The 20,583-nt window shown below is 59.1% G+C and carries 20 protein-coding genes; 18 read left to right on the top strand and 2 right to left on the bottom strand.

The features are described from left to right. The first annotated feature begins 96 nt into the window (after nt 1–96). Nucleotides 97–1,017 carry an agmatinase gene (speB, locus tag SK47_RS18075; RefSeq protein ID WP_017382921.1) on the top strand — a complete coding sequence of 307 codons (921 nt, stop codon included), beginning with the start codon at nt 97–99 and terminating at the stop codon, nt 1,015–1,017. Nucleotides 1,018–1,020: 3 nt separating this feature from the next. Here speB and SK47_RS18070 read toward each other — a convergent pair whose 3' ends face one another. After that, complete coding sequence (locus SK47_RS18070) at nt 1,021–2,232, bottom strand: MFS transporter (RefSeq protein WP_032610101.1); 1,212 nt, start codon at nt 2,230–2,232, stop codon at nt 1,021–1,023. A 415-nt stretch (nt 2,233–2,647) separates the two neighbouring features. On the opposite strand from SK47_RS18070, the gene SK47_RS18065 reads away from it, so the two are divergent. The 14 genes from SK47_RS18065 (at nt 2,648) to SK47_RS18000 (ending at nt 15,342) form a co-directional block, all read left to right on the top strand. After that, nucleotides 2,648–2,971 carry a Rieske (2Fe-2S) protein gene (locus tag SK47_RS18065; RefSeq protein ID WP_003860044.1) on the top strand — a complete coding sequence of 108 codons (324 nt, stop codon included), beginning with the start codon at nt 2,648–2,650 and terminating at the stop codon, nt 2,969–2,971. Next, a complete protein-coding gene (locus tag SK47_RS18060) occupies nt 2,968–3,276 on the top strand; it encodes a recombinase-like helix-turn-helix domain-containing protein (protein ID WP_022651826.1) in 309 nt (102 codons plus the stop codon). The genes SK47_RS18065 and SK47_RS18060 overlap by 4 nt, the downstream gene beginning before the upstream one ends. Before the next feature lie 10 nt (nt 3,277–3,286). After that, nucleotides 3,287–4,309: an aromatic ring-hydroxylating oxygenase subunit alpha gene (locus SK47_RS18055; protein ID WP_003860047.1), complete on the top strand. Its 1,023-nt coding sequence runs from the start codon at nt 3,287–3,289 to the stop codon at nt 4,307–4,309. Next, nucleotides 4,309–5,058, top strand: coding sequence for an SDR family oxidoreductase (locus SK47_RS18050; protein WP_003860050.1), 750 nt, complete (start codon nt 4,309–4,311; stop codon nt 5,056–5,058). The genes SK47_RS18055 and SK47_RS18050 overlap by 1 nt, the downstream gene beginning before the upstream one ends. A 12-nt stretch (nt 5,059–5,070) precedes the next feature. Continuing rightward, nucleotides 5,071–5,859 (top strand): IclR family transcriptional regulator, encoded by a 789-nt coding sequence (locus SK47_RS18045; protein ID WP_003860053.1) that lies wholly within the window; start codon nt 5,071–5,073, stop codon nt 5,857–5,859. Between the two features lie 78 nt (nt 5,860–5,937). Then, nucleotides 5,938–6,864 carry a VOC family protein gene (locus SK47_RS18040; protein ID WP_003860055.1) on the top strand — a complete coding sequence of 309 codons (927 nt, stop codon included), beginning with the start codon at nt 5,938–5,940 and terminating at the stop codon, nt 6,862–6,864. Beyond that, nucleotides 6,861–8,048, top strand: a complete 1,188-nt coding sequence (locus SK47_RS18035; RefSeq protein ID WP_045342421.1) for an NAD(P)/FAD-dependent oxidoreductase — start codon at nt 6,861–6,863, stop codon at nt 8,046–8,048. Before SK47_RS18040 ends, SK47_RS18035 begins: the two co-directional genes overlap by 4 nt. A 25-nt stretch (nt 8,049–8,073) precedes the next feature. Then, entirely contained in the window at nt 8,074–9,330 is a 1,257-nt protein-coding gene (locus SK47_RS18030) for an MFS transporter (RefSeq protein ID WP_003860059.1), read from the top strand. A gap of 10 nt (nt 9,331–9,340) precedes the next feature. Further along, the gene (locus SK47_RS18025; protein ID WP_003860061.1) at nt 9,341–9,871 is read left to right on the top strand and encodes a cupin domain-containing protein; all 531 of its coding nucleotides are present in this window, start codon (nt 9,341–9,343) and stop codon (nt 9,869–9,871) included. 9 nt (nt 9,872–9,880) lie between these two features. Continuing rightward, entirely contained in the window at nt 9,881–10,651 is a 771-nt protein-coding gene (locus tag SK47_RS18020) for an alpha/beta fold hydrolase (RefSeq protein WP_023314814.1), read from the top strand. Further along, nucleotides 10,635–11,429 carry an SDR family oxidoreductase gene (locus SK47_RS18015; RefSeq protein ID WP_048244888.1) on the top strand — a complete coding sequence of 265 codons (795 nt, stop codon included), beginning with the start codon at nt 10,635–10,637 and terminating at the stop codon, nt 11,427–11,429. The genes SK47_RS18020 and SK47_RS18015 overlap by 17 nt, the downstream gene beginning before the upstream one ends. Before the next feature lie 9 nt (nt 11,430–11,438). Further along, nucleotides 11,439–12,209, top strand: a complete 771-nt coding sequence (locus SK47_RS18010; RefSeq protein ID WP_048244887.1) for an aspartate dehydrogenase — start codon at nt 11,439–11,441, stop codon at nt 12,207–12,209. Nucleotides 12,210–12,218: 9 nt separating this feature from the next. After that, nucleotides 12,219–13,688 (top strand): aldehyde dehydrogenase, encoded by a 1,470-nt coding sequence (locus SK47_RS18005; protein ID WP_045345623.1) that lies wholly within the window; start codon nt 12,219–12,221, stop codon nt 13,686–13,688. Nucleotides 13,689–13,701: 13 nt separating this feature from the next. After that, complete coding sequence (locus SK47_RS18000; protein WP_022651819.1) at nt 13,702–15,342, top strand: thiamine pyrophosphate-binding protein; 1,641 nt, start codon at nt 13,702–13,704, stop codon at nt 15,340–15,342. A gap of 45 nt (nt 15,343–15,387) precedes the next feature. Here SK47_RS18000 and SK47_RS17995 read toward each other — a convergent pair whose 3' ends face one another. Further along, nucleotides 15,388–16,146, bottom strand: a complete 759-nt coding sequence (locus SK47_RS17995) for a metalloprotease LoiP (RefSeq protein WP_048244885.1) — start codon at nt 16,144–16,146, stop codon at nt 15,388–15,390. Between the two features lie 272 nt (nt 16,147–16,418). Between SK47_RS17995 and tkt the strand changes: the two genes are divergently transcribed. The 3 genes from tkt to SK47_RS17980 all read left to right on the top strand — a co-directional run bounded on the left by tkt (nt 16,419) and on the right by SK47_RS17980 (nt 20,575). Further along, nucleotides 16,419–18,410, top strand: a complete 1,992-nt coding sequence (gene tkt, locus SK47_RS17990) for a transketolase (protein WP_003860074.1) — start codon at nt 16,419–16,421, stop codon at nt 18,408–18,410. A 314-nt stretch (nt 18,411–18,724) separates the two neighbouring features. After that, nucleotides 18,725–19,168 carry a PTS mannitol transporter subunit IIA gene (cmtB, locus tag SK47_RS17985; RefSeq protein WP_045337278.1) on the top strand — a complete coding sequence of 148 codons (444 nt, stop codon included), beginning with the start codon at nt 18,725–18,727 and terminating at the stop codon, nt 19,166–19,168. A 27-nt stretch (nt 19,169–19,195) separates the two neighbouring features. Then, on the top strand, nt 19,196–20,575 hold the full coding sequence (locus SK47_RS17980; RefSeq protein ID WP_048244882.1) for a PTS mannitol transporter subunit IICB: 1,380 nt from the start codon (nt 19,196–19,198) through the stop codon (nt 20,573–20,575). Nucleotides 20,576–20,583 lie beyond the last annotated feature (8 nt).

The following is a 20,583-nucleotide window of genomic DNA, read 5'->3' as shown; positions in this document are numbered from 1 at the left end:
ATTTACGAATCAATCCCTTCCTCGTCGGGTTTAACGACGCGGAGGGGATTTTTTTTCATCTGTTTTTAATGTATCGACTTTATAAGAGGTCAGGACATGAGCACTTTAGGTCATCAGTACGATAACTCTCTGGTATCTAACGCGTTTGGTTTTTTACGCCTTCCGATGAACTTCCAGCCGTACGACAGCGATGCGGACTGGGTGATCACCGGCGTACCGTTCGACATGGCAACGTCCGGTCGCGCGGGTGGTCGTCATGGTCCGGCGGCGATCCGTCAGGTTTCCACTAACCTGGCCTGGGAGCACAACCGCTTCCCGTGGAACTTCGACATGCGCGAGCGCCTGAACGTGGTGGACTGCGGCGATCTGGTGTACGCCTTCGGCGACGCGCGTGAGATGAGCGAAAAATTGCAGGCGCACGCCGAGAAGCTGCTGGCGGCCGGTAAACGCATGCTCTCCTTCGGCGGTGACCACTTCGTGACCCTGCCGCTGCTGCGCGCCCACGCGAAGCACTTCGGCAAAATGGCGCTGGTGCACTTCGATGCGCACACCGACACCTACGCGAACGGCTGCGAGTTCGACCACGGCACCATGTTCTACACCGCGCCGAAGGAAGGCCTGATCGATCCGAACCACTCCGTGCAGATCGGCATCCGCACCGAGTTCGACAAAGACAACGGCTTCACCGTACTCGACGCGGGCCAGGTGAACGATCGCGGCGTGGACGATATTCTGGCTCAGGTTAAGCAGATCGTCGGCGACATGCCTGTCTATCTGACCTTCGACATCGACTGCCTGGATCCGGCATTCGCACCGGGTACCGGTACGCCGGTGATCGGCGGCCTGACATCAGACCGCGCCATCAAGCTGGTGCGCGGCCTGAAGGATCTGAACATCGTCGGGATGGACGTGGTGGAAGTGGCTCCGGCCTATGACCAGTCCGAGATCACCGCGCTGGCCGCGGCGACCCTGGCGCTGGAAATGCTCTATATCCAGGCGGCGAAAAAAGGCGAATAAGCCTTACGCGCTGATTGCTGCTGCGCGCCGCATGCGCAGCAGCAACATTCCCCCGGCAAGCAGGGTGACAACCTGCGAGACGACCAGCACCGAAAAGCCTGAACTGACCGACCCCACCGATCTCATCACCATCCCCATCAGCAGCGGAATAAACGCCGCGCAGATATTGCCGATCCCATTGATTATGCCGTAAGCGCTGCCCACCGCTTCCCGCGCGGCGTGATGCTGGATCACCGCCGGAATAGCCGCCCCCTGTAGCCCCCAGAAGACATTAGCCGAAAGCATAAACAGCGCCAGCCAGGCAGGCTGATGGCTGAGCATCAGCGCGACCACGGACAGCGCCGTCATCGCCCCACCCGCCACAAACAGCATCGGTGCCTGTTCCGGACGCATTTTGTCGAGCAGCACGCCGCCCAGAAACTTTGACCCCAGGCTGAGCAGGAAGGGGATCGCCGCAAGCCAGCCCGTGGCATGCAGCGAGAAATGATGCTCGTCACGCAGCCACGCGGGCAGCCAGGCGCTGCTCCCCCAGAGATAGCTCAGGGTGGCGATTTCAACCACCATGATCCAGCCCAGCAGCGGCGTCTGCCAGGCCAGCGTGAAGGTGTGGACAAACCCCGGTTTTTTCGCGGTCGGGAGCTTGCGCGGCGCGGGCAGAAAACGCCAGATTAAGCTGCCCCCGAGGAGAAGGTTGATTGCCGCCAGTGCATAAAACGATCCGGCCCAGCCCAGATGCGACATCAGCCAGGTCACCAGCGGAAAGCCCACGGCCAGCCCGAGCGAGACGCCCAGCGCGGTCACGGCGTTGGGTTTACCGATCTCTTGCGCGCTAAAGTTATCGCTGATAAAGCGCGTTTTCAGCGAAAATAGCGGACCCTCCGCGATCCCCAGAATCACGCGGGCGATGAGCATTCCCGTCAGCGAGCCGAGCAAAGGTGAAGCCGCGCAGACCGCGGCCCAAATCGCAATGCTGCTTAATAATCCCTGCCGATAATGAAGTTTGCTTTCAATAACCGGCGTTAATAATAGAGCGGAAAAACCATAACCCAGAAGAAAGCAGGTCATGAGCAGGCCCTGTAACATTCTGTTTTCATTTAACTGAAAATGTTCGGCAAATTCCGGGTTTAAAATCATTACCGAGATATTTACCCGATCGACGTACGAAATAATAATGAGTAATAAAAGCGCAATCGTGCCTTGCCATCTTGCCGTCATCATGTCCGCCTTACGTTTTTTGTAACTTATATTTTTCATCAATGTGATTGTCACGGAGCTAAAATGGTTCACCTGTGAAACTCTTTGTTTAGTAAAGATAAATTAAAAATGAGTTTCACAGGTGAAACGCGAAAGAGGTGACGTTCATTTATTTTTAAAGAGTAAAAAGAAAGGAAGTCAATATCTTTTATTCAAAATAAGAGGCCATTAAAAAAACGTATTTCTCACGCTGCAATAATGAAAATTTCATATCGCTGCATTTTTTCGTGATCCCTTGCACACTTAGTTAATTAATTGCTGATAAATTAACAAATTCGTCACATTGTCGCTTGACGAAACATTCATCGCTTTTATATTGACCGTATTAAATAAGAAACAGAGTTTCATATATGAAACAAAAGCCTGGAGGATCGTGATGAGCTGGATAGGCGTATGTGACGCAGAGCAAGTACAGGAAGATTTCCCTTTTAGCGGCAACGTCGACGGTAAAGAGATCGGCGTTTACCTGATCGACGGTGAATATTACGCGCTGGAGGACGTATGCCCGCACGCCTATGCCCTGCTGAGTCAGGGCTTCGTGGAAGACGGCAAGGTGGAATGCCCGCTGCACGAGGCGGTATTCGACGTCAAAACCGGTCAGTGCCTGCACGGCCCCGGCGGGCGCAACCTCAACCGCTACCCGGTTCGGGTCTTTGAAAACCAGATTCAGATTACCTTCGTCGAGGAGACCGTGGCATGAGCGACACCCTGAACTTCAACCCGGCGCTGCCGGAAAGCCGCCAGTTTACCCCACCGGCAGAGGGCGGTAATGGCGCCATTCATAAGCCGGGTGATTACACCAACCTGATCTGGCAAACCCGCAGCCGCGAGCCGGAAAGCTGGGAAGTGAAGCTGATTGCGACGCTGGAAGATCTCTTCGAGCAGGGCGTTGAAACCTTGCCGGAGCTGGTAAGCGGGCTGAACGCGGTGCGCATGCACGACCAGCAGGGCGAGCCGTGGAGCGACGCCAGCTTCCAGGCATTCTTACAGGTTAACGGCTACTGAGGGCAACGCGATGACGACGACCGTACAACATTATCTGGATAAAGGCCTGCGTGGCCTCTGGTATCCGGTGCTGGCGAGCTGGGAAGTGCAGTCTGCGCCGGTGGGCATCACCCGCCTGGGCGAGCAGATTGTGGTCTGGCGCAATAAAGATGGCCAGGTGCAGGCGCTGGAGGACCGCTGCCCGCACCGCGGCGCGCGCCTGTCGATGGGCTGGAACCTCGGGGACCGCATTGCCTGCTGGTATCACGGCGTAGAGGTGGCGGGCAACGGCGAAGTGAAAGACGTGCCCGCCGTAGATAAATGTCCGCTGGTCGGCCAGCAGTGCGTACGCAGCTATAACGTGCAGGAGGCGCACGGCGCCATCTTCCTCTGGTTTGGCGTCACCGCGGACCAGCAGCCGGACGAGCTGACCTTCCCGGACGAGCTCGCCGATACGGACAGCTTCAGCAACTTCCTCTGCACCGCCGCGTGGAAATGCAATTACCAGTACGCGCTGGAAAACGTGATGGACCCGATGCACGGCACCTATCTGCACTCCTCGTCGCACTCGATGGCGGAAGGGGATCGCAAGGCCGACATGGTGCTCCAGCCGACCAAAACCGGTTTTATTTTCGAGAAGAAAGGGCAGAGCGGCGTCAATTTTGACTGGGTGGAGCTGGGCAACAGCGGCACCTGCTGGATGCGCCTCTCCATTCCGTACAAGAAGCGCTTCGGGCCGGGCGGCCACTTCTTTATCGTCGGCATGGTGGTGCCGGAAGATAACGACAACTGCCGCGTCTTCTTCTGGCGCATTCGCCGGGTGCAGGGCTGGCAGCGCGATATGTGGCGTTTCATGTACCGCAACCGTCTGGAAAAACTGCACTGGGAAGTGCTGGAGCAGGACCGCGTGGTGCTGGAAAGCCTGGCGCCAAACGCGCGCGATCATGAGTACCTGTATCAGCACGACGTCGGTCTTTCGCGCCTGCGCCGCATGATGCAAAAGGCCGCCAAAGAGCAGCTGGCGATGCGTGAAGCACAGCAGGGAGCCGCCTGATGAACGGGCTGCTGAGCGGCAAGCGCATCGTCATAACCGGCGCCGCGCGCGGGCTGGGCTTTCACTTTGCCAAAGCCTGCGCGGAGCAGGGCGCGGCGGTGGTGATGTGCGACATCCTGAAGGGCGAGCTGGCCGAAAGCGCCCACGCCCTGAGCGAGCGGGGCTATGCGATCGAACCGCACGTTATCGATCTGGCCGATCCACAGTCCATTGAGCAGGTGTTCAGCGCCATTGGCGAGCAGGGTCAGATCGATGGCCTGGTGAACAACGCGGCGATGGCGACGGGCGTCGGCGGCAAAAACATGCTCGATTACGATCCGGATCTCTGGGATCGGGTGATGAGCGTCAATGTCAAAGGCACCTGGCTGGTGACGCGCGCCGCCGTGCCACTGCTGCGTGAAGGGGCGGGCATTGTGAACGTGGCGTCCGACACCGCGCTGTGGGGCGCGCCGCGCCTGATGGCCTACGTCGCCAGCAAGGGGGCCGTCATTGCCATGACCCGATCAATGGCGCGCGAACTGGGTGAAAAGCGTATACGCATTAATGCCATCGCGCCGGGGTTAACCCGCGTCGAGGCGACGGAATATGTCCCCGCCGAACGGCATCAGCTCTACGAAAACGGACGCGCGTTAACCGGCGCGCAGCAGCCGGAAGATGTCACCGGCAGCGTGGTCTGGCTGCTAAGCGATCTGTCTCGGTTCATCACCGGACAGCTGATCCCGGTCAACGGCGGTTTTGTCTTTAACTAAGGTAGGGCGATGATGGCAAACGATCAGGAAGTGAAGTATCTGGTGCCGGGGCTGGAGCGCGGTTTACAGCTGCTGTTGGCCTTTGGCGAGCAGCATCGCGATCTGACTTTTGCCGAGCTGCACCGGCTGGTGGATATGCCGAAGGCGACCGCCTATCGCGTGGTGCAGACGCTGGAGTACATGGGCTTTCTGGAGCGCAACACGCGCACCAATACCTTTTCGCTGGGCATGAACGTGCTGCGTCTTGGCTTTGAGTACATCGCCTCGCTGGACGTGGCGCAGGTCGGCCAGCCGGTGATCGAGCAACTGCGCGACGTGAGCCAGTGCAGCAGCCATCTGGCGATCCGCGACGGGCGCGACATTATCTACATCGCCCGCGTCAGCGCCGCCGGGTCGCGTATCAACCAGGTCAGCATTGGTACCCGTCTGCCGGTGCACTGTACCTCGCTGGGCCGCATGCTGTTGACCGATATTTCCCGCGCTGATTTCGAACAGCTGTTCCCGCATGAGCGTCTGCCGGGCAACACGCCGGGGCAGCTTCACGACCGTGAAGCCCTGTGGCAGATGGTGCAGCAGGACAAAGCCCGCGGGTATGTCATCGGCGAATCCTTCTTCCGCCACGGCATCTCTTCTATCGTCTACCCGGTGTATGACCGAAGCGGCCGCGTGGCGGCGGTAGTCAGCATTCTGGTGCCGTCGGAGGAGATCCCGCAGAGCGACCGCGAGCGCCTGCAAAACGAGGTTCGCCTTGCGGCGGATAAAATTTCTGGCTTCTTAGGGTATCTATCACAGGCCAGTTAAATCAGTGAGTTAACGTCAGGCGCTTGACTGCGTCGGGCATGTTTTACGCCCAATCTGGGCCAGATGAGGCAACGAACGATGAGTGTAACCGGAATTGAAAAGCTGGAATTTGGTGTGGAAGACCTGACGCACTGCGCCAAATTTATGCGTGATTTTGGCCTGACGGGCGATGCCAGCGGCCAGCGTTTCACCACCCTGAGCGGCGCGCGCGTGGAGCTTAACCCGATCGACAGCCCCGACCTGCCGCCCGCGTTTGAAGCGGGCAACACCCTGCGCCGCATGACCTGGGCGGTTGCCGCACAGTCCGATCTCGACGCGCTGCGCCCGAAGCTGGCGCAGCAGCCCGGCTTTCGCGAAGTGGGCGACGCGCTGGAATGCCTCGATCCGAACGGCATGACGCTGCGCGTGCAGGTGACCCAGCAGACCGACGTGGAGCTTAACGTCGAGCCAATAAACCAGTGGGGCGACGCCCGCCGTATCGACACCCCCAGCCCGGTTTACGATCGCGCCCAGCCGATCAACGTGGGGCATGTGGTGTTCTTCGTGGAGGAGCTGGCGGCGGTGGAAAAATTCTACCGCGAGGTGCTCGGCTTCCAGGTCTCGGATCGCTATATCAACCGCGCCGTGTTCCTGCGCTGCGGCGTGCGTGGCGGCCATCACAACCTGTTCCTGCTGCAACTGCCGAACCGCAAGCGCGGCCTTAACCACGTGGCCTTCACCGTGCGCGACATCCACGAGGTGATCGGCGGCGGTATCGCGATGAATAAACATGACTGGAGCACCTTTATCGGACCGGGACGTCATCCGGTGTCGTCGGCGTACTTCTGGTACGTCAACAGCCCGACCGGCGGCGCGTTTGAGTATTACACCAACGATGATTACCTGACGGAAAACTGGCAGCCGCGCGAGCTGGAGCATTCCCTGGTCTCCTTCACCGAGTGGGCGGTGGAAGGCGGGATTGACCACGACACGCGCCGTCAGCAGAAAAAGCCGGAGGCGGTATGACATCGCGCATTGTCATTATCGGCGGCGGCCAGTCAGGCGGCTGGGCGGCGAAAACCCTGCGTGACGAGGGCTTCGACGGCGAGATTTGCGTGGTAGCGGAAGAGGAATGGGATTTCTACGAGCGGCCGCCGCTGTCAAAAGCGTCTCTGCTGGAACCGGACGCGGCGCTCCCAAGGCTGTTTACCGACGAGGTGCAGCAGGCGCTGGACCTGACCTGGTACCGACCGCTGCGCGCTGAATCTGTCGATCGCGATGAAAAAAAAGTCCTTCTTAGCAACGGCGAGCAGCTTAGTTACAACATCCTTTTAATCGCTACCGGCGGTCGGGCGCGCCTGCCTTCGCAGGCGTGGGCCAGCCATCCGCAGGTCTATACCCTGCGCCACTGGCAGGACGCGCAGCGCCTGAAAAGTCGCCTGATGGAAAGTCACAAACTCGCGATTATCGGCGGCGGCTGGATTGGCCTTGAGATTGCCGCTTCCGCGCGGAAAAGCGGCGTGGCGGTCACGCTGTTCGAGCAGCAGCCTGCGCTGTGCATGCGCTCGGTGAGCGGCGAGGTGTCGCAGCGCCTGGAGGCCATCCACCGCGAGCAGGGGGTGGAGATCCGTACCGGCTGCGGCGCGCTGGAGCTGGAGGACGACGGCGGCCTGCCGGTCGTCCACTGCGACGGCAACCGTGAAACCTTTGATGCAGTGGTGGTGGGGATCGGCGTCGATCTCAATCTGGAGCTGGCGCGTGACGCGGGGCTGAAAACCGGGCGCGGGATCGTGGTGGATGCCCAGGGACGCACCTCGGATCCGTTCATCTTTGCCGCAGGAGATGTCGCCCAGCACCATCACTACGGCTTGTGCATCCAGTCCTGGGCCTTCGCCCAGAATCAGGCGGTGGCGACGGCGAAAGCGATGCTCAATCCCGATGCGCCAGGTTATGACGACGCGCCGTGGCTGTGGTCGGATCAATACCAGCACAACATTCAGATCCTCGGCATTCCGCAGGCAGGCTGCCGAACGATATTGCGTGAAGAGGCGCTGTACTTCTCGCTGGACGACAACGGGCGGCTAACGCAGCTTGTGGCGTTCAACGATGCGCGCACCGTCAAGCTGGCGAAGCGCTGGATGGCGGCAGGGCGGGATCTGTCGGACGTACCGCTTGCCGACCCGACATTTTCACTGATGTCACTGCGATAGCTAACCCGCACCCGTAGGGGGAGAAATGACCACACTAGAGACTAACACCGCGCCGGTTGAGGCGAGCGGTGAGGGGACCCGCACGCCCGAAAAAGCGGTGCGCTGGGCCATCCCGCTGTCGCTGCTGGCCTGCGTGCTGCTGGCGTTTTTCGACAAAATCAGCATCGCGGCGCTCTTTTCAGATACCCATTTCCAGCAGGCGATGGGCATTGATTTCGACACCACGCGCCTCGGCATTCTGATGAGCGCTTTCCTGCTGAGCTACGGCTTCTCATCGGTGTTTTTAAGCGGTTTAGGCGACAAAATCGCGCCGCTGCGCCTGCTCACCGGGATGATGGCAGTGTGGTGCGTGCTGATGGTGGCGATGGGCTTTACCCATAACTACACGCTGATGATCGTCCTGCGTATTCTGCTGGGCGTGGCGGAAGGACCGCTGTTCCCGCTGGCCTTCGCCATTGTACGCCACAACTTCCCGCAGCATTTGCAGGCACGCGCCACCATGCTGTGGCTGCTGGGCACCCCGGTGGGCGCGGCGATTGGTTTCCCGCTCTCCCTCTGGCTGCTAAACACCTTTGGCTGGCAGAGCACTTTCTTTGTGATGGCCATGCTTACCGTGCCGGTGCTTATCTTTGTGCGCATTGGTCTGCGCGGTATCCGCCTGGAGGCAAAACCCGGTACCTCGCAGGCATCACAGGACGAGCGGCGCGCCGCACGGCGCGAGCTGTTTGTCAGCCCGCACTTCTGGATCATCTGCATCTTTAACATCGCTTTCCTGACCTACCTGTGGGGCATCAACGGCTGGTTGCCTGGCTACTTAATTAAGGGCAAAGGCATCCACCTGGAGCATGCGGGCTGGCTGTCGTCGATGCCGTTCATCGCCATGCTGGCAGGGGAAGTGATTGGCGCGTGGCTCTCTGACCGGGTCGATAAGCGCGCGGCGGCCTGCTTTATCTCGATGGCGGGGGCGGCGGTAGGCCTGGCGGCGGTGATGCACCTCGACACCCCGCTTGCCATCATTGCGGCGATGAGCTTCAGCACCTTTATGTGGGGCACCGGCGCACCCAACATTTTCGCCCTGCTGGCGAAGGCCACCCATCCCCGGGTGAGCGCCACGGCGGGCGGTATCTTCAACGGGCTGGGAAACTTTGCGGGCGCGCTGTCGCCGGCGGTGATGGGCGCGCTGATCGCCTTTACCCACAGCATGGATTCCGGGCTGATTTTTCTGGCGGTGATGGCGGCGGTGGGCTGCGTCCTGTTACTGCCGCTGCTGAGACGTTACTGAGGAGAGTGTCATGACTGATTCAATCGTAACCAACAAAACAGGCATCAAACCTGACCATCTGACGATGGAAGAGTGGGTCGAGTCGCGCATCGCGCGCTTCGAAGGCCGTAAATACGACTGGAACGCGCTGAAGTTCCAGGCCGATTTTGATCCGAAATATCGCCGGGCGCAGATGCGCTACATCGGCACCGGCGCAACCGGCGTGGCGAACGACACCAACACCGTGCAGGCGGACCATTTTACCTTCTCCACCATGGTGCTGCCGTCGAAGTGCGAAGGGCCGCTGCACCTGCACGACGACGTGGAAGAGGTGTTCTTCATGCTCAAGGGGCAGATCACGCTGATGATCCAGGACGGCGACAACTACACCGAAACCGTGCTGCGCGAGCGTGACCTGATCTCCGTTCCGCCGGGCATCTATCGCGGCCTGTTTAACCACGGCGAAGAAGAAGCGCTGATGTGCGTCATGCTGGGGACCAATAAGCCGGAAATCCCGACCTATCCGTCCGACCATCCGCTTTCCAAAGTGAAGCGGAACTAAGGGGGCATGATGACGGGTTTTCGTGAACAGGGAAGCGGCATTCCGCTGATGCTGCTGCACGGGATCAGCTCCGGCGCCGCCTCCTGGCACAAGCAGATGGCGCTGAACGGTTTTCGCGTGCTGGCGTGGGACATGCCGGGCTATGGCGAAAGCCCGATGCTGGCCGTAGCGCGGGCAAACGCGGGGGATTACGCCGACGCGCTGGCGGCCATGCTGGATCGCGCCGGTGTCTGGCAGGCAGTGCTGGTCGGCCATTCCCTGGGGGCGCTGGTGGCCAGCGCCTTCGCGGCAAAGTTCCCGGATCGCGTCATTCATCTGGTGCTGGCCGACGCGGCGCAGGGGTACGGCAATGCCGCGCCTGAGCAGCGGGAGCAGGTCTGGCGCAACCGCGAGCAGCAGATGGCGCTGGGGGGCGAAATCCTCGCCCAGACCCGCGCCCCGAAGCTGCTGCGCCCCGGCGCGCGCGCGGAAGATATCGCCACCGTCGCGGCGGGCATGCGGGTGCTGCGCCCGGAAGGCTACCTTGCCGCCTCGTGGATGCTGGCGCATGACGACATCCACGGCTGGCTGAAGCGTTATTCCGGCAGTTTTGAAGTCTGGTGCGGCGAGCAGGATGCCATCACCCAGCCGGAGCTGGTTCAGGGTCTGGCGCTGCGCTACGGCATGCCGTTTATCGCCATTCCGCAGGCCGGGCACGCCAGCTATCTCGATAACGGCGCGTTTTTCAACCAACAGCTTTTACGCATTAACGAAGAGGTGCGCGATGAATGCACAAATTGACGGGCGCGTAGCGGTAGTCACCGGCGGTTCTTCCGGCATTGGCTTTGAAACGCTGCGCCTGCTGCTGGGAGAAGGGGCGAAAGTCGCCTTCTGCGGCCGTGACGAGGACCGGCTCGCCAGCGCCCATGCGACGCTGCAAAACGAATTTCCCCACGGGGAGATTTTCGCTTTCCGCTGCGACGTGCTGAATGCCGACGAAGTTCAGGCCTTCGCGGATGCGGTGCAGGCGCGTTTTGGCGCGGCGGATATGCTGATCAACAACGCCGGGCAGGGCTACGTGGCGCACTTCCATGACACCCCGCGCGAGGCGTGGCTGCACGAAGCCGAACTCAAACTGTTCGGGGTGATTAACCCGGTGCAGGCGTTTCAGCCGCTGCTGGAACGGTCCGACATCGCCTCCATCACCTGCGTGAACTCCCTGCTGGCGCTTCAGCCGGAAGAGCACATGATCGCCACGTCGGCAGCCCGCGCCGCGCTGTTGAACATGACGCTGACGCTGTCGAAAGAGCTGGTGGGCAAGGGCATTCGCGTCAATTCCATACTGCTCGGCATGGTGGAATCCGGTCAGTGGCAGCGCCGCTTTGAACGCCGGGCGGACAAAAGCCAAAGCTGGCCGGAGTGGACGGCGGATATCGCGCGCAAGCGTGGCATTCCAATGGCGCGCCTCGGCAAGCCGCAGGAGCCCGCGCAGGCCCTGCTGTTCCTCGCCTCGCCGCTGGCCTCGTTTACCACCGGCGCGGCGCTGGACGTTTCCGGCGGCTTCTGCCGCCATCTGTAAGGACACATCATGAAAAAGGTAATGTTGATTGGTTTTGGCGCCATGGCGCAGGCGGTGATTGAGCGCCTGCCCGCCGGTGTGGCTATTGGCTGGATCGTGGCGCGCGCGTCTCACCATCCCGCCATTCACGACCAGTTTGGCGATGCGGTTGAGGCGCTGACGTCGCCGATGGCGTGCGCACAAACGCCGGATCTGGTGCTGGAATGCGCCAGCCAGCAGGCGGTGGCCCAGTACGGGGAAGAGATCCTGCGTCGCGGCTGGCATCTGGCCATCATTTCCACCGGCGCGCTGGCGGACAGCGCGCTGGAGCAGCGTCTGCTCGCCGCGGGCGGAAAACTGACCCTGCTTTCCGGTGCGGTGGCCGGTATCGACGGGCTGGCGGCGGCGAAAGAGGGCGGGCTTGAGCGCGTCACCTATCAGTCGCGCAAAAGCCCGGCCAGCTGGCGCGGCAGCTATGCCGAGCAGCTTATCGATCTGAATGCGGTGTCAGAGGCAAAGGTTTTCTTCGAGGGCAGCGCCCGCGAGGCGGCGCGCCTGTTCCCGGCGAACGCCAACGTGGCGGCGACCGTGGCGCTCGGCGGCGTCGGGATGGACGACACCCGCGTGCAACTGATGGTTGACCCGGCAACGAAACGTAACACCCACACGCTGCATGTCGAAGGATTATTCGGCGAGTTCCGTCTGGAACTGAGCGGACTGCCGCTGGCTTCTAATCCTAAAACCTCCACCCTGGCGGCACTGAGCGCGGTGCGCGCCTGCCGCGAGCTGGCCCTGAGCTGAGGAGTGACGATGGACGATCTGAAGATTTTTATCGGCGGCCAGTGGCGACGCGGCGGCGGCAACCCGATGCAGAGCCACTTTCCGGCAGACGGGTCGCTCAACGCGACGCTGAATGCCGCCAGTCTGGATGACCTGGAGGAGGCGGTAGCCGCCGGAGAGCGCGCCTGGCGCGATCCCGCATGGCGTAACAGTCTGCCGCACATGCGCGCGAAGATCCTGCATAAAGTTGCCGATCTTATTGAATCCCGCGTCGATGCGCTGGCGCAGATGCAGAGCCGTGATAACGGCAAGCCGCTGGCGGAAGCGCGCGGGCTGGTGATGAGCGCGGCGGGAACGGCGCGCTACTTTGCCGCCGCCTGCGAGCTGCTGGAAGGGGAACTTCCGACGCCGCGCCAGCCGGATCTGCTGACGCTGAGCTGCTACGAGCCCCTTGGCGTGGTGGCGGCCATCACGCCGTGGAACTCGCCGATTGCCAGCGAAATGCAGAAGGTCGCACCGGCGATTGCCGCCGGGAACGCGGTGATCCTCAAGCCCGCCGAAGCCACGCCGCTGATGGCGCTGGAGCTGGCGCGGATTTTTGAACAGGCCGGGCTGCCCGCCGGGCTGCTGAGTGTCCTGCCGGGCAAAGGCTCGGTGATTGGCGATGCGCTGGCGCGTCATCCTCGCGTGCGGAAAATTTCCTTTACCGGCGGCACCACCACGGGCCGTCATCTGGCGCACGTGGCGGCGGAAAAACTGATCCCGGCCTCGCTGGAACTGGGCGGCAAATCGCCGACCATCGTGCTGGAGGATGCCGATATCGAACAGGCCGCGCGCGGGATCTGCTACGGCATTTTCAGCTCGGCGGGGCAGGCGTGTATCGCCGGGTCGCGGCTGTTTATCCACGAGAGTATTTACGCCCCGCTGATGGCGAGGCTGCTGGAATTAACACGCGGGCTGCGCGTCGGACATCCGTTTACCGACGGCGTCCATGTAGGACCGCTGATCAACGAAAAACATCGCCAGAGCGTGATCCAGTACGTCGAACTGGCGAAGCGTGAAGGGGGCCGCGTGCTGTGCGGCGGCGAGATCCCCGCCGATCCCGCTCTGGTAAACGGCAGCTTCTTTCTGCCAACCATTATCGAAGGGCTGAGCAACAGCGCCCGCGCCTGTCAGGAAGAGATCTTCGGCCCGGTGCTGGTGGCGATGCCGTTTGGCGATGAAGCCACGCTTATCCACGAGGCGAACGACTCGGTGTACGGCCTGGCGGCGGGGATCTGGACGCGCGATACCGGTCGCGCCCTGCGTCTCAGCGAGCAGCTGGAGGCAGGCACGGTGTGGATCAACACCTACAAGGTTTTTGCGATTTCGACCCCGTTCGGGGGCTTTAAAGAGAGCGGTCTGGGCCGCGAGAAGGGTATCCAGGGGCTGAAAGCCTGGATGCAACAAAAGAGCATTTATCTGGCGACGGGTAACAGCGTCAACCACTGGTGCGACTGAGAAAGGGTGAGCAATGAGCGAAATGATAACCGTCGGCGACGCCATCGCCAGAACGCTGGAGCAGTATCAGGTTGAGGCCATCTACGGCGTCATCTCCATTCACAACCTGCCGATCGCGGATGCGGTTGGGCAGCGGGGCAATATCCGCTTTGTGCCCGCGCGCGGTGAAGCCGGTTCCGTCACCATGGCCGATGCTCACGGGCGCTTTTCCGGCCTCGGCGTGGCGCTGACAAGCACCGGCGCGGGGGCCGGGAACGCGGTAGGCGCGCTGGTGGAAGCCATGAATGCCTGCACGCCGCTGCTGCATTTAACCGGGCAGGTTGAGAAAGCCTGGCTGGACGCCGACACCGGGTTTATCCATGAAACCCGTGACCAGCTGACCTTCCTGAAGGCCAGCTCAAAACGGGCGTACCGCATCAGCAATGCGAATCAGGCGATAGCGATTCTGCATAAAGCCATCCAGGACGCGCAGACCCCGCCGTGCGGACCGGTCTCGGTGGAAATCCCGATTGATATTCAGAGCGCCAAAATTCCGCTGTCGCTGGTAACCGCTCCGATCAAACCGGTATCGGCTCCGGCCGTGGATACCGGAATGGTTGACGCGCTGTGGGCGCAGCTCAAACAGGCGAAACAGCCGCTGCTGTGGCTGGGCGGCGGGGCGCTGGGTAGCGCTGAGGCAGTGAAAAAACTGGCGGATGCGGGCATCACCGTGATTTCCAGCACCCACGCGCGCGGCGTGCTGCCGGACAACCACCGCGCCAGCCTTCGCGCGTTCCATAATTCGCCGTCGGTTGAGGCGCTGATTGCGCAGTGTGATTTTACGTTGGTGGCCGGTTCTCGCCTGCGCAGCAACGAAACCCGATCCTGGACGCTTGAGCTGCCTTCCCCGCGGGTGCAGCTCGATATCGACCCGGCGGCAGCAAGCCGTAACTATCTGATGGATAGCACGTTGATAGCCGATTGTTCCGCGCTGCTTGGCGCGCTGGCTGAAAAAGTGCAGGGCCGCGAGTGGGGCAACGCCCAGTGGGATACGCAGGTACAGCAGGCTGTCGGGCAAGCTGAGCAGGGGCTGCGCGAGCAGTGCGGCGCCTATGCGAAGCTTAACGACGCCATTGAGAAAGCCCTGCCGAAAGACGGCCTGCTGGTGCGCGATATCACCGTGTCCGGCAGCCTGTGGGGTAGCCGCCTGTTCAGGGCTAACGGTCCGCTGATGAATATTCACTCCCTCGCCGGGGCGATTGGCATGGGCCTGCCGATGGCTATCGGCACCGCGATTGCCAACCCACAGCGCAAGGTGGTGGGGCTGGTGGGCGACGGCGGCCTGAGCCTCAATTTAGGCGAACTGGCGACGCTGGCGCAGGAGAAAGCCAACGTGACGCTGCTGATCATGAACGACGGGGGCTACGGCGTAATGCGTGGTATTCAGGATAAATATTTTGGCGGGCGTCAGTATTATAACGCGCTGCATACGCCGGATTTTACCCTGCTGGCGCAGGCGATTGGTCTACAGGCCTGGAGCGTTGAGCAGGCCGAGGATTTTGACGCGGTGATGATGGAAGCGTTAGCGATGCCGGGGCCGTCGGTGGTAGAGGTGCGGATGGGGCAGATTGGCGCCCTTAAGTTTGCCGGGCCGCCACAGAAAACGCTGTACTGATTGAGTCTTGTTGCCCGGTAGCGCGGCGCGCACCGGGCCGGAGTATTATATAATACCGTCTGCCGCCATGCGGTCACGGATATGCTGCGCGCGTTCAACGGAGGCCGGGTGATCGTCAAACATGGAGCTTTGACGGCCTTCCTCCAGTTTCGCCAGTTTTTCGAAGCTGGTGGCTAAACCTGATGGGTTGATGCCGCGCTTGCGCAACAGATCGTAAGAATAGTCATCCGCTTCCGACTCCTGACGCTGGGAGAACTGGGAGTTAACCAGTTTCTCACCCACGTCGCCCAGCTGCGACTGGGACAGGCTGCCGACAATGCCGCCCGCAGAGGCCGCCGCTGCACGCACGGCATTGGTGCCCAGCGCAACCTGCATCCCTTTCTTCACGTGACCCAGAGCAACGTGACCCATTTCATGGCCGATGACCGCTTCCACTTCGTTGTCGGTCATCATGTCCATCAGGCCGCTGTATACGCGGATACAGCCGTTAGCCATCGCGAAGGCGTTGACGTCTTTCGCCATATACACCTTGTAGTTCACCGGCTGACCGTTAATGTTGTCGCCCAGCGCGGAAGCAATCTTGTTCAGACGCTGCGTGTAGGTGCTGTTTGCCGGGGCAAGCGTAGCTTTTCCATCCATATCCTTACAGGCCTCGTCGCTCAGCGCTTTCACCTGCGCATCGCTCAGTGAGTAGGCCTGAAAAGCTTCTGCGCCTGAGGTCATCAGGCCGTTAGAATCCATATTCTGACAGCCGCTTAGCAGGAGCGTTGTTCCCACAGCCAGCCCGATTGCACGCATTTTCATGATGTTGCTTCCGTACTCGTTAATCTGAATTAATTCCGAAAAATGCACCGTCAACGAAGCCGGTGTCGGGCTAAGTATAAGGAATATCTACAGGGGCGGGCGAGCAGATTGCGCAACATGCGAGCATGATCCAGAGATTTCTTAAGCAGCAAAAGAATGCTCCATGTACATGCCCTGCGGCTTGGGTTACATTGTTGGCACTTTTTTCCGGCGTAGCCCAAAACGCGCTGTCGTCAAGGGCATGGCCTTTAACAGTCCGATCTGGAGTTAAAATGTCCTCACGTAAAGAGCTTGCTAATGCTATTCGTGCGCTGAGCATGGACGCAGTACAGAAAGCCAAATCCGGCCACCCGGGCGCCCCTATGGGCATGGCTGACATCGCCGAAGTCCTGTGGCGTGATTTCCTGAACCATAACCCGCAGAACCCGGCATGGGCAGACCGCGACCGTTTCGTGCTGTCTAACGGCCACGGCTCTATGCTGATCTACAGCCTGCTGCACCTCACTGGCTACGATCTGCCAATCGAAGAGCTGAAAAACTTCCGTCAGCTGCACTCCAAAACTCCAGGTCATCCGGAAGTAGGCTACACCGCTGGCGTTGAAACCACTACCGGTCCGCTGGGTCAGGGCATCGCTAACGCCGTAGGTATGGCGATTGCAGAGAAGACCCTGGCGGCGCAGTTTAACCGTCCTGGCCACGACATCGTTGACCACTTCACCTACGCCTTCCTGGGCGACGGCTGCATGATGGAAGGCATTTCTCACGAAGTGTGCTCCCTGGCAGGCACCCTGAAGCTGGGTAAACTGGTTGCGTTCTACGACGACAACGGCATTTCCATCGACGGCCACGTTGAAGGCTGGTTCACTGACGACACCGCCGCACGTTTCGAAGCCTACGGCTGGCATGTTGTGCGCGGCGTTGATGGCCACGATGCTGACTCGATTAAACGTGCCGTAGAAGAAGCGCGCGCCGTGACCGACAAACCGTCCCTGCTGATGTGCAAAACCATCATCGGCTTCGGTTCTCCGAACAAAGCGGGCACTCACGACTCCCACGGCGCACCGCTGGGCGACGCGGAAATTGCACTGACCCGTGAAGCGCTGGGCTGGAAACACCCTGCCTTCGAAATCCCGTCTGAAATCTACGCTCAGTGGGATGCGAAAGAAGTGGGTCAGGCGAAAGAAGCGGCCTGGAACGAGAAGTTCGCGGCTTACGCGAAAGCCTTCCCACAGGAAGCGGCTGAGTTCACCCGTCGTATGAAAGGTGACATGCCGTCTGACTTCGACGCCAAAGCGAACGAGTTCATCGCGAAGTTGCAGGCGAACCCAGCCAAGATCGCCAGCCGTAAAGCATCTCAGAATGCGATCGAAGCGTTTGGCCCTCTGCTTCCAGAATTCCTCGGCGGCTCCGCTGACCTGGCGCCATCAAACCTGACCCTGTGGTCCGGATCTAAGCCAATCAACGAAGATACTGCCGGTAACTACATCCATTACGGTGTACGTGAGTTCGGTATGACTGCGATTGCCAACGGTATCGCTCTGCACGGTGGTTTCCTGCCGTACACTTCTACCTTCCTGATGTTTGTGGAATATGCACGTAACGCCGTGCGTATGGCTGCGCTGATGAAACAGCGTCAGGTGATGGTCTACACCCACGACTCCATCGGTCTGGGCGAAGATGGTCCAACTCACCAGCCAGTAGAGCAGGTGGCTTCCCTGCGCGTGACCCCGAACATGAGCACATGGCGTCCATGTGACCAGGTTGAATCTGCGGTGGCGTGGAAATACGGCGTTGAGCGTCAGGACGGTCCAACCGCGCTGATCCTCTCCCGTCAGAACCTGGCGCAGCAGGAGCGTACTCCAGAGCAGCTGGCGAACATCGCGCGCGGTGGTTACGTGCTGAAAGATTGCGCAGGCCAGCCTGAGCTGATCTTCATCGCGACCGGTTCTGAAGTTGAACTGGCCGTTGCCGCATGGGAAAAACTGACTGCCGAAGGCGTGAAAGCGCGTGTGGTTTCTATGCCTTCTACCGATGCGTTCGACAAGCAGGATGCCGCGTACCGCGAATCCGTACTGCCTAAAGCGGTCTCCGCTCGCGTGGCAGTGGAAGCGGGTATCGCAGACTACTGGTTCAAATACGTGGGTCTGAACGGCGCTATCGTCGGTATGACCACGTTTGGTGAGTCTGCGCCAGCTGAACAGCTGTTTGAAGAGTTCGGCTTCACCGTTGAGAACGTTGTCGCTAAGGCGAAAGAACTGCTGTAACTCTCCCAGTGATGCAAAACGGGTCGCTCAGGCGGCCCGTTTTTATTTTGGAGGTATTTTTTTTGGTGTTAACAACATATAATTGGTGATTCCCATCACAAATACGCAAAGTCATAATATGTTTAATTTGCAATGGATATCACATATATAGACTTGCTTTTTGATTTTTTGTTTTTAACGATCTGTTTTTGTTCGTTTTATTAAAATGTACTCTGACACGCTCGCTATTTTGTCTCCGTTTGATTTCATTTTCCCGCAGGCGTATTTTGTTTTTAGTGATACGTTGTACCCTAAAAATAAAATAAGGATGATATATGCGGTTAATTGATTATTTCCCTGAATCCTCAATATCAATAAAATCCGCAGCAAAGGACTGGCAGGAAGCCATTGATTTTTCCATGTCGTCTTTGCTGCAAAATCATTATATTAACGCTGATTATATTGAAGCAATTAAAACCTCGACGCTTACTAATGGCCCTTATTACATTCTCGCTCCGGGTGTGGCAATGCCTCATGCCCGTCCGGAGTGCGGTGCCTTAAAAACAGGTATGTCATTAACGCTTCTTAAACAGGAAGTGCAGTTTGCCGACGACGATGAGCCCGTAAAATTACTCATTGGTTTATCGGCGGCGGATGCGGATTCACATATCGGCGCTATCCAGGCATTAAGCGAATTATTATGTGAAGAAGACAGGCTGTCGGCGTTGTTAACCGCTAAGTCAGAAAAGCAGTTGGCGGATATTATCGCTCACGCATAATTATTCTCTCCTTTACAGGATATTATTATGGAACACAAGTCTGCTCGTGCAAAGGTCCAGGCTTTTGGGGGCTTTTTGACTGCAATGGTCATCCCGAATATTGGCGCTTTTATTGCCTGGGGATTTATTACCGCATTATTTATTCCAACCGGCTGGATGCCAAATGAGCATTTCGCCAAAATTGTTGGTCCGATGATCACCTATTTATTGCCGGTGATGATTGGCTCTACCGGCGGACACCTGGTTGGCGGCAAACGTGGGGCAGTGATGGGGGGGATCGGCACTATCGGCGTGATTATCGGCGCGGATATTCCTATGTTCCTCGGCTCAATGATCATGGGGCCACTCGGCGGTCTGGTAATTAAGCACATCGATCGGCTGCTGGATAAACGCATTCCCGCTGGTTTTGAGATGGTCATCAACAACTTCTCGCTGGGTATTGCGGGTATGCTCCTCTGCCTGCTGGGATTTGAAGTGATCGGTCCTGCGGTGTCGATTGCCAATAACTTTATTAAAGAATGTAGTGAATCACTGGTACATGCGGGCTACCTGCCGCTGTTGTCGTTGATTAACGAACCGGCAAAAATCCTGTTTTTAAATAACGCTATCGATCAGGGTGTTTATTATCCGCTGGGGATGCAGCAGGCTTCCGAGACGGGTAAATCCATCTTCTTTATGGTGGCCTCCAACCCCGGGCCGGGTTTAGGTCTGCTGCTGGCTTTTGCTTTTTTCGGCAAAGGAATGGCGAAGAAGTCAGCCCCCGGCGCGATGATCATTCACTTCCTGGGCGGCATTCATGAGCTCTATTTCCCTTACGTACTGATGAAACCGCTGACGCTGATTGCGATGATTGCTGGCGGCATGAGCGGGACGTGGGTGTTTAACCTGTTAGGCGGTGGTCTGGTGGCTGGCCCAAGTCCGGGTTCGATTTTCGCCTACCTCGCGTTAACGCCTAAAGGCGCATTCCTCGCCACGATTGCTGGCGTAACGACAGGCACGCTGGTCACCTTTGCGGTCGCCTCTTTTATCCTGAAGATGGATAAAAATAACGAAGCTGAAACGGAAGATACTTTCAATGATTCTGCCAACGCCGTAAAAGCCATGAAGCAGGAAGGCAAGTTTACTTACCAGGATGTTAAGCATATCGCTTTTGTCTGCGATGCCGGAATGGGCTCCAGCGCTATGGGCGCGACGACATTCCGGAAGCGTCTGGAAAAAGCCGGACAAAACATCGAAGTAAAACATTATGCCATCGAAAATGTGCCTGACGACGCGGACATTATTGTTACCCATGCCAGCCTGGAGGGGCGCGCTAAACGGGTCAGTGACAAACCGTTAGTGTTGATAAAAAACTATCTCGGCGATCCTAAGCTTGACGAGTTATTTAAGCATCTAACGGCGAATTAATCTATCTG

It is taken from the genome of Enterobacter sp. BWH52 (genome assembly GCF_001037565.1).
In the GTDB taxonomy this organism is placed as follows: Bacteria; Pseudomonadota; Gammaproteobacteria; order Enterobacterales; family Enterobacteriaceae; genus Enterobacter; species Enterobacter hormaechei_C.
The sequence above is the reverse complement of the archived record's forward strand: the minus strand, read 5'-3'. Positions and strand labels throughout refer to the sequence as shown.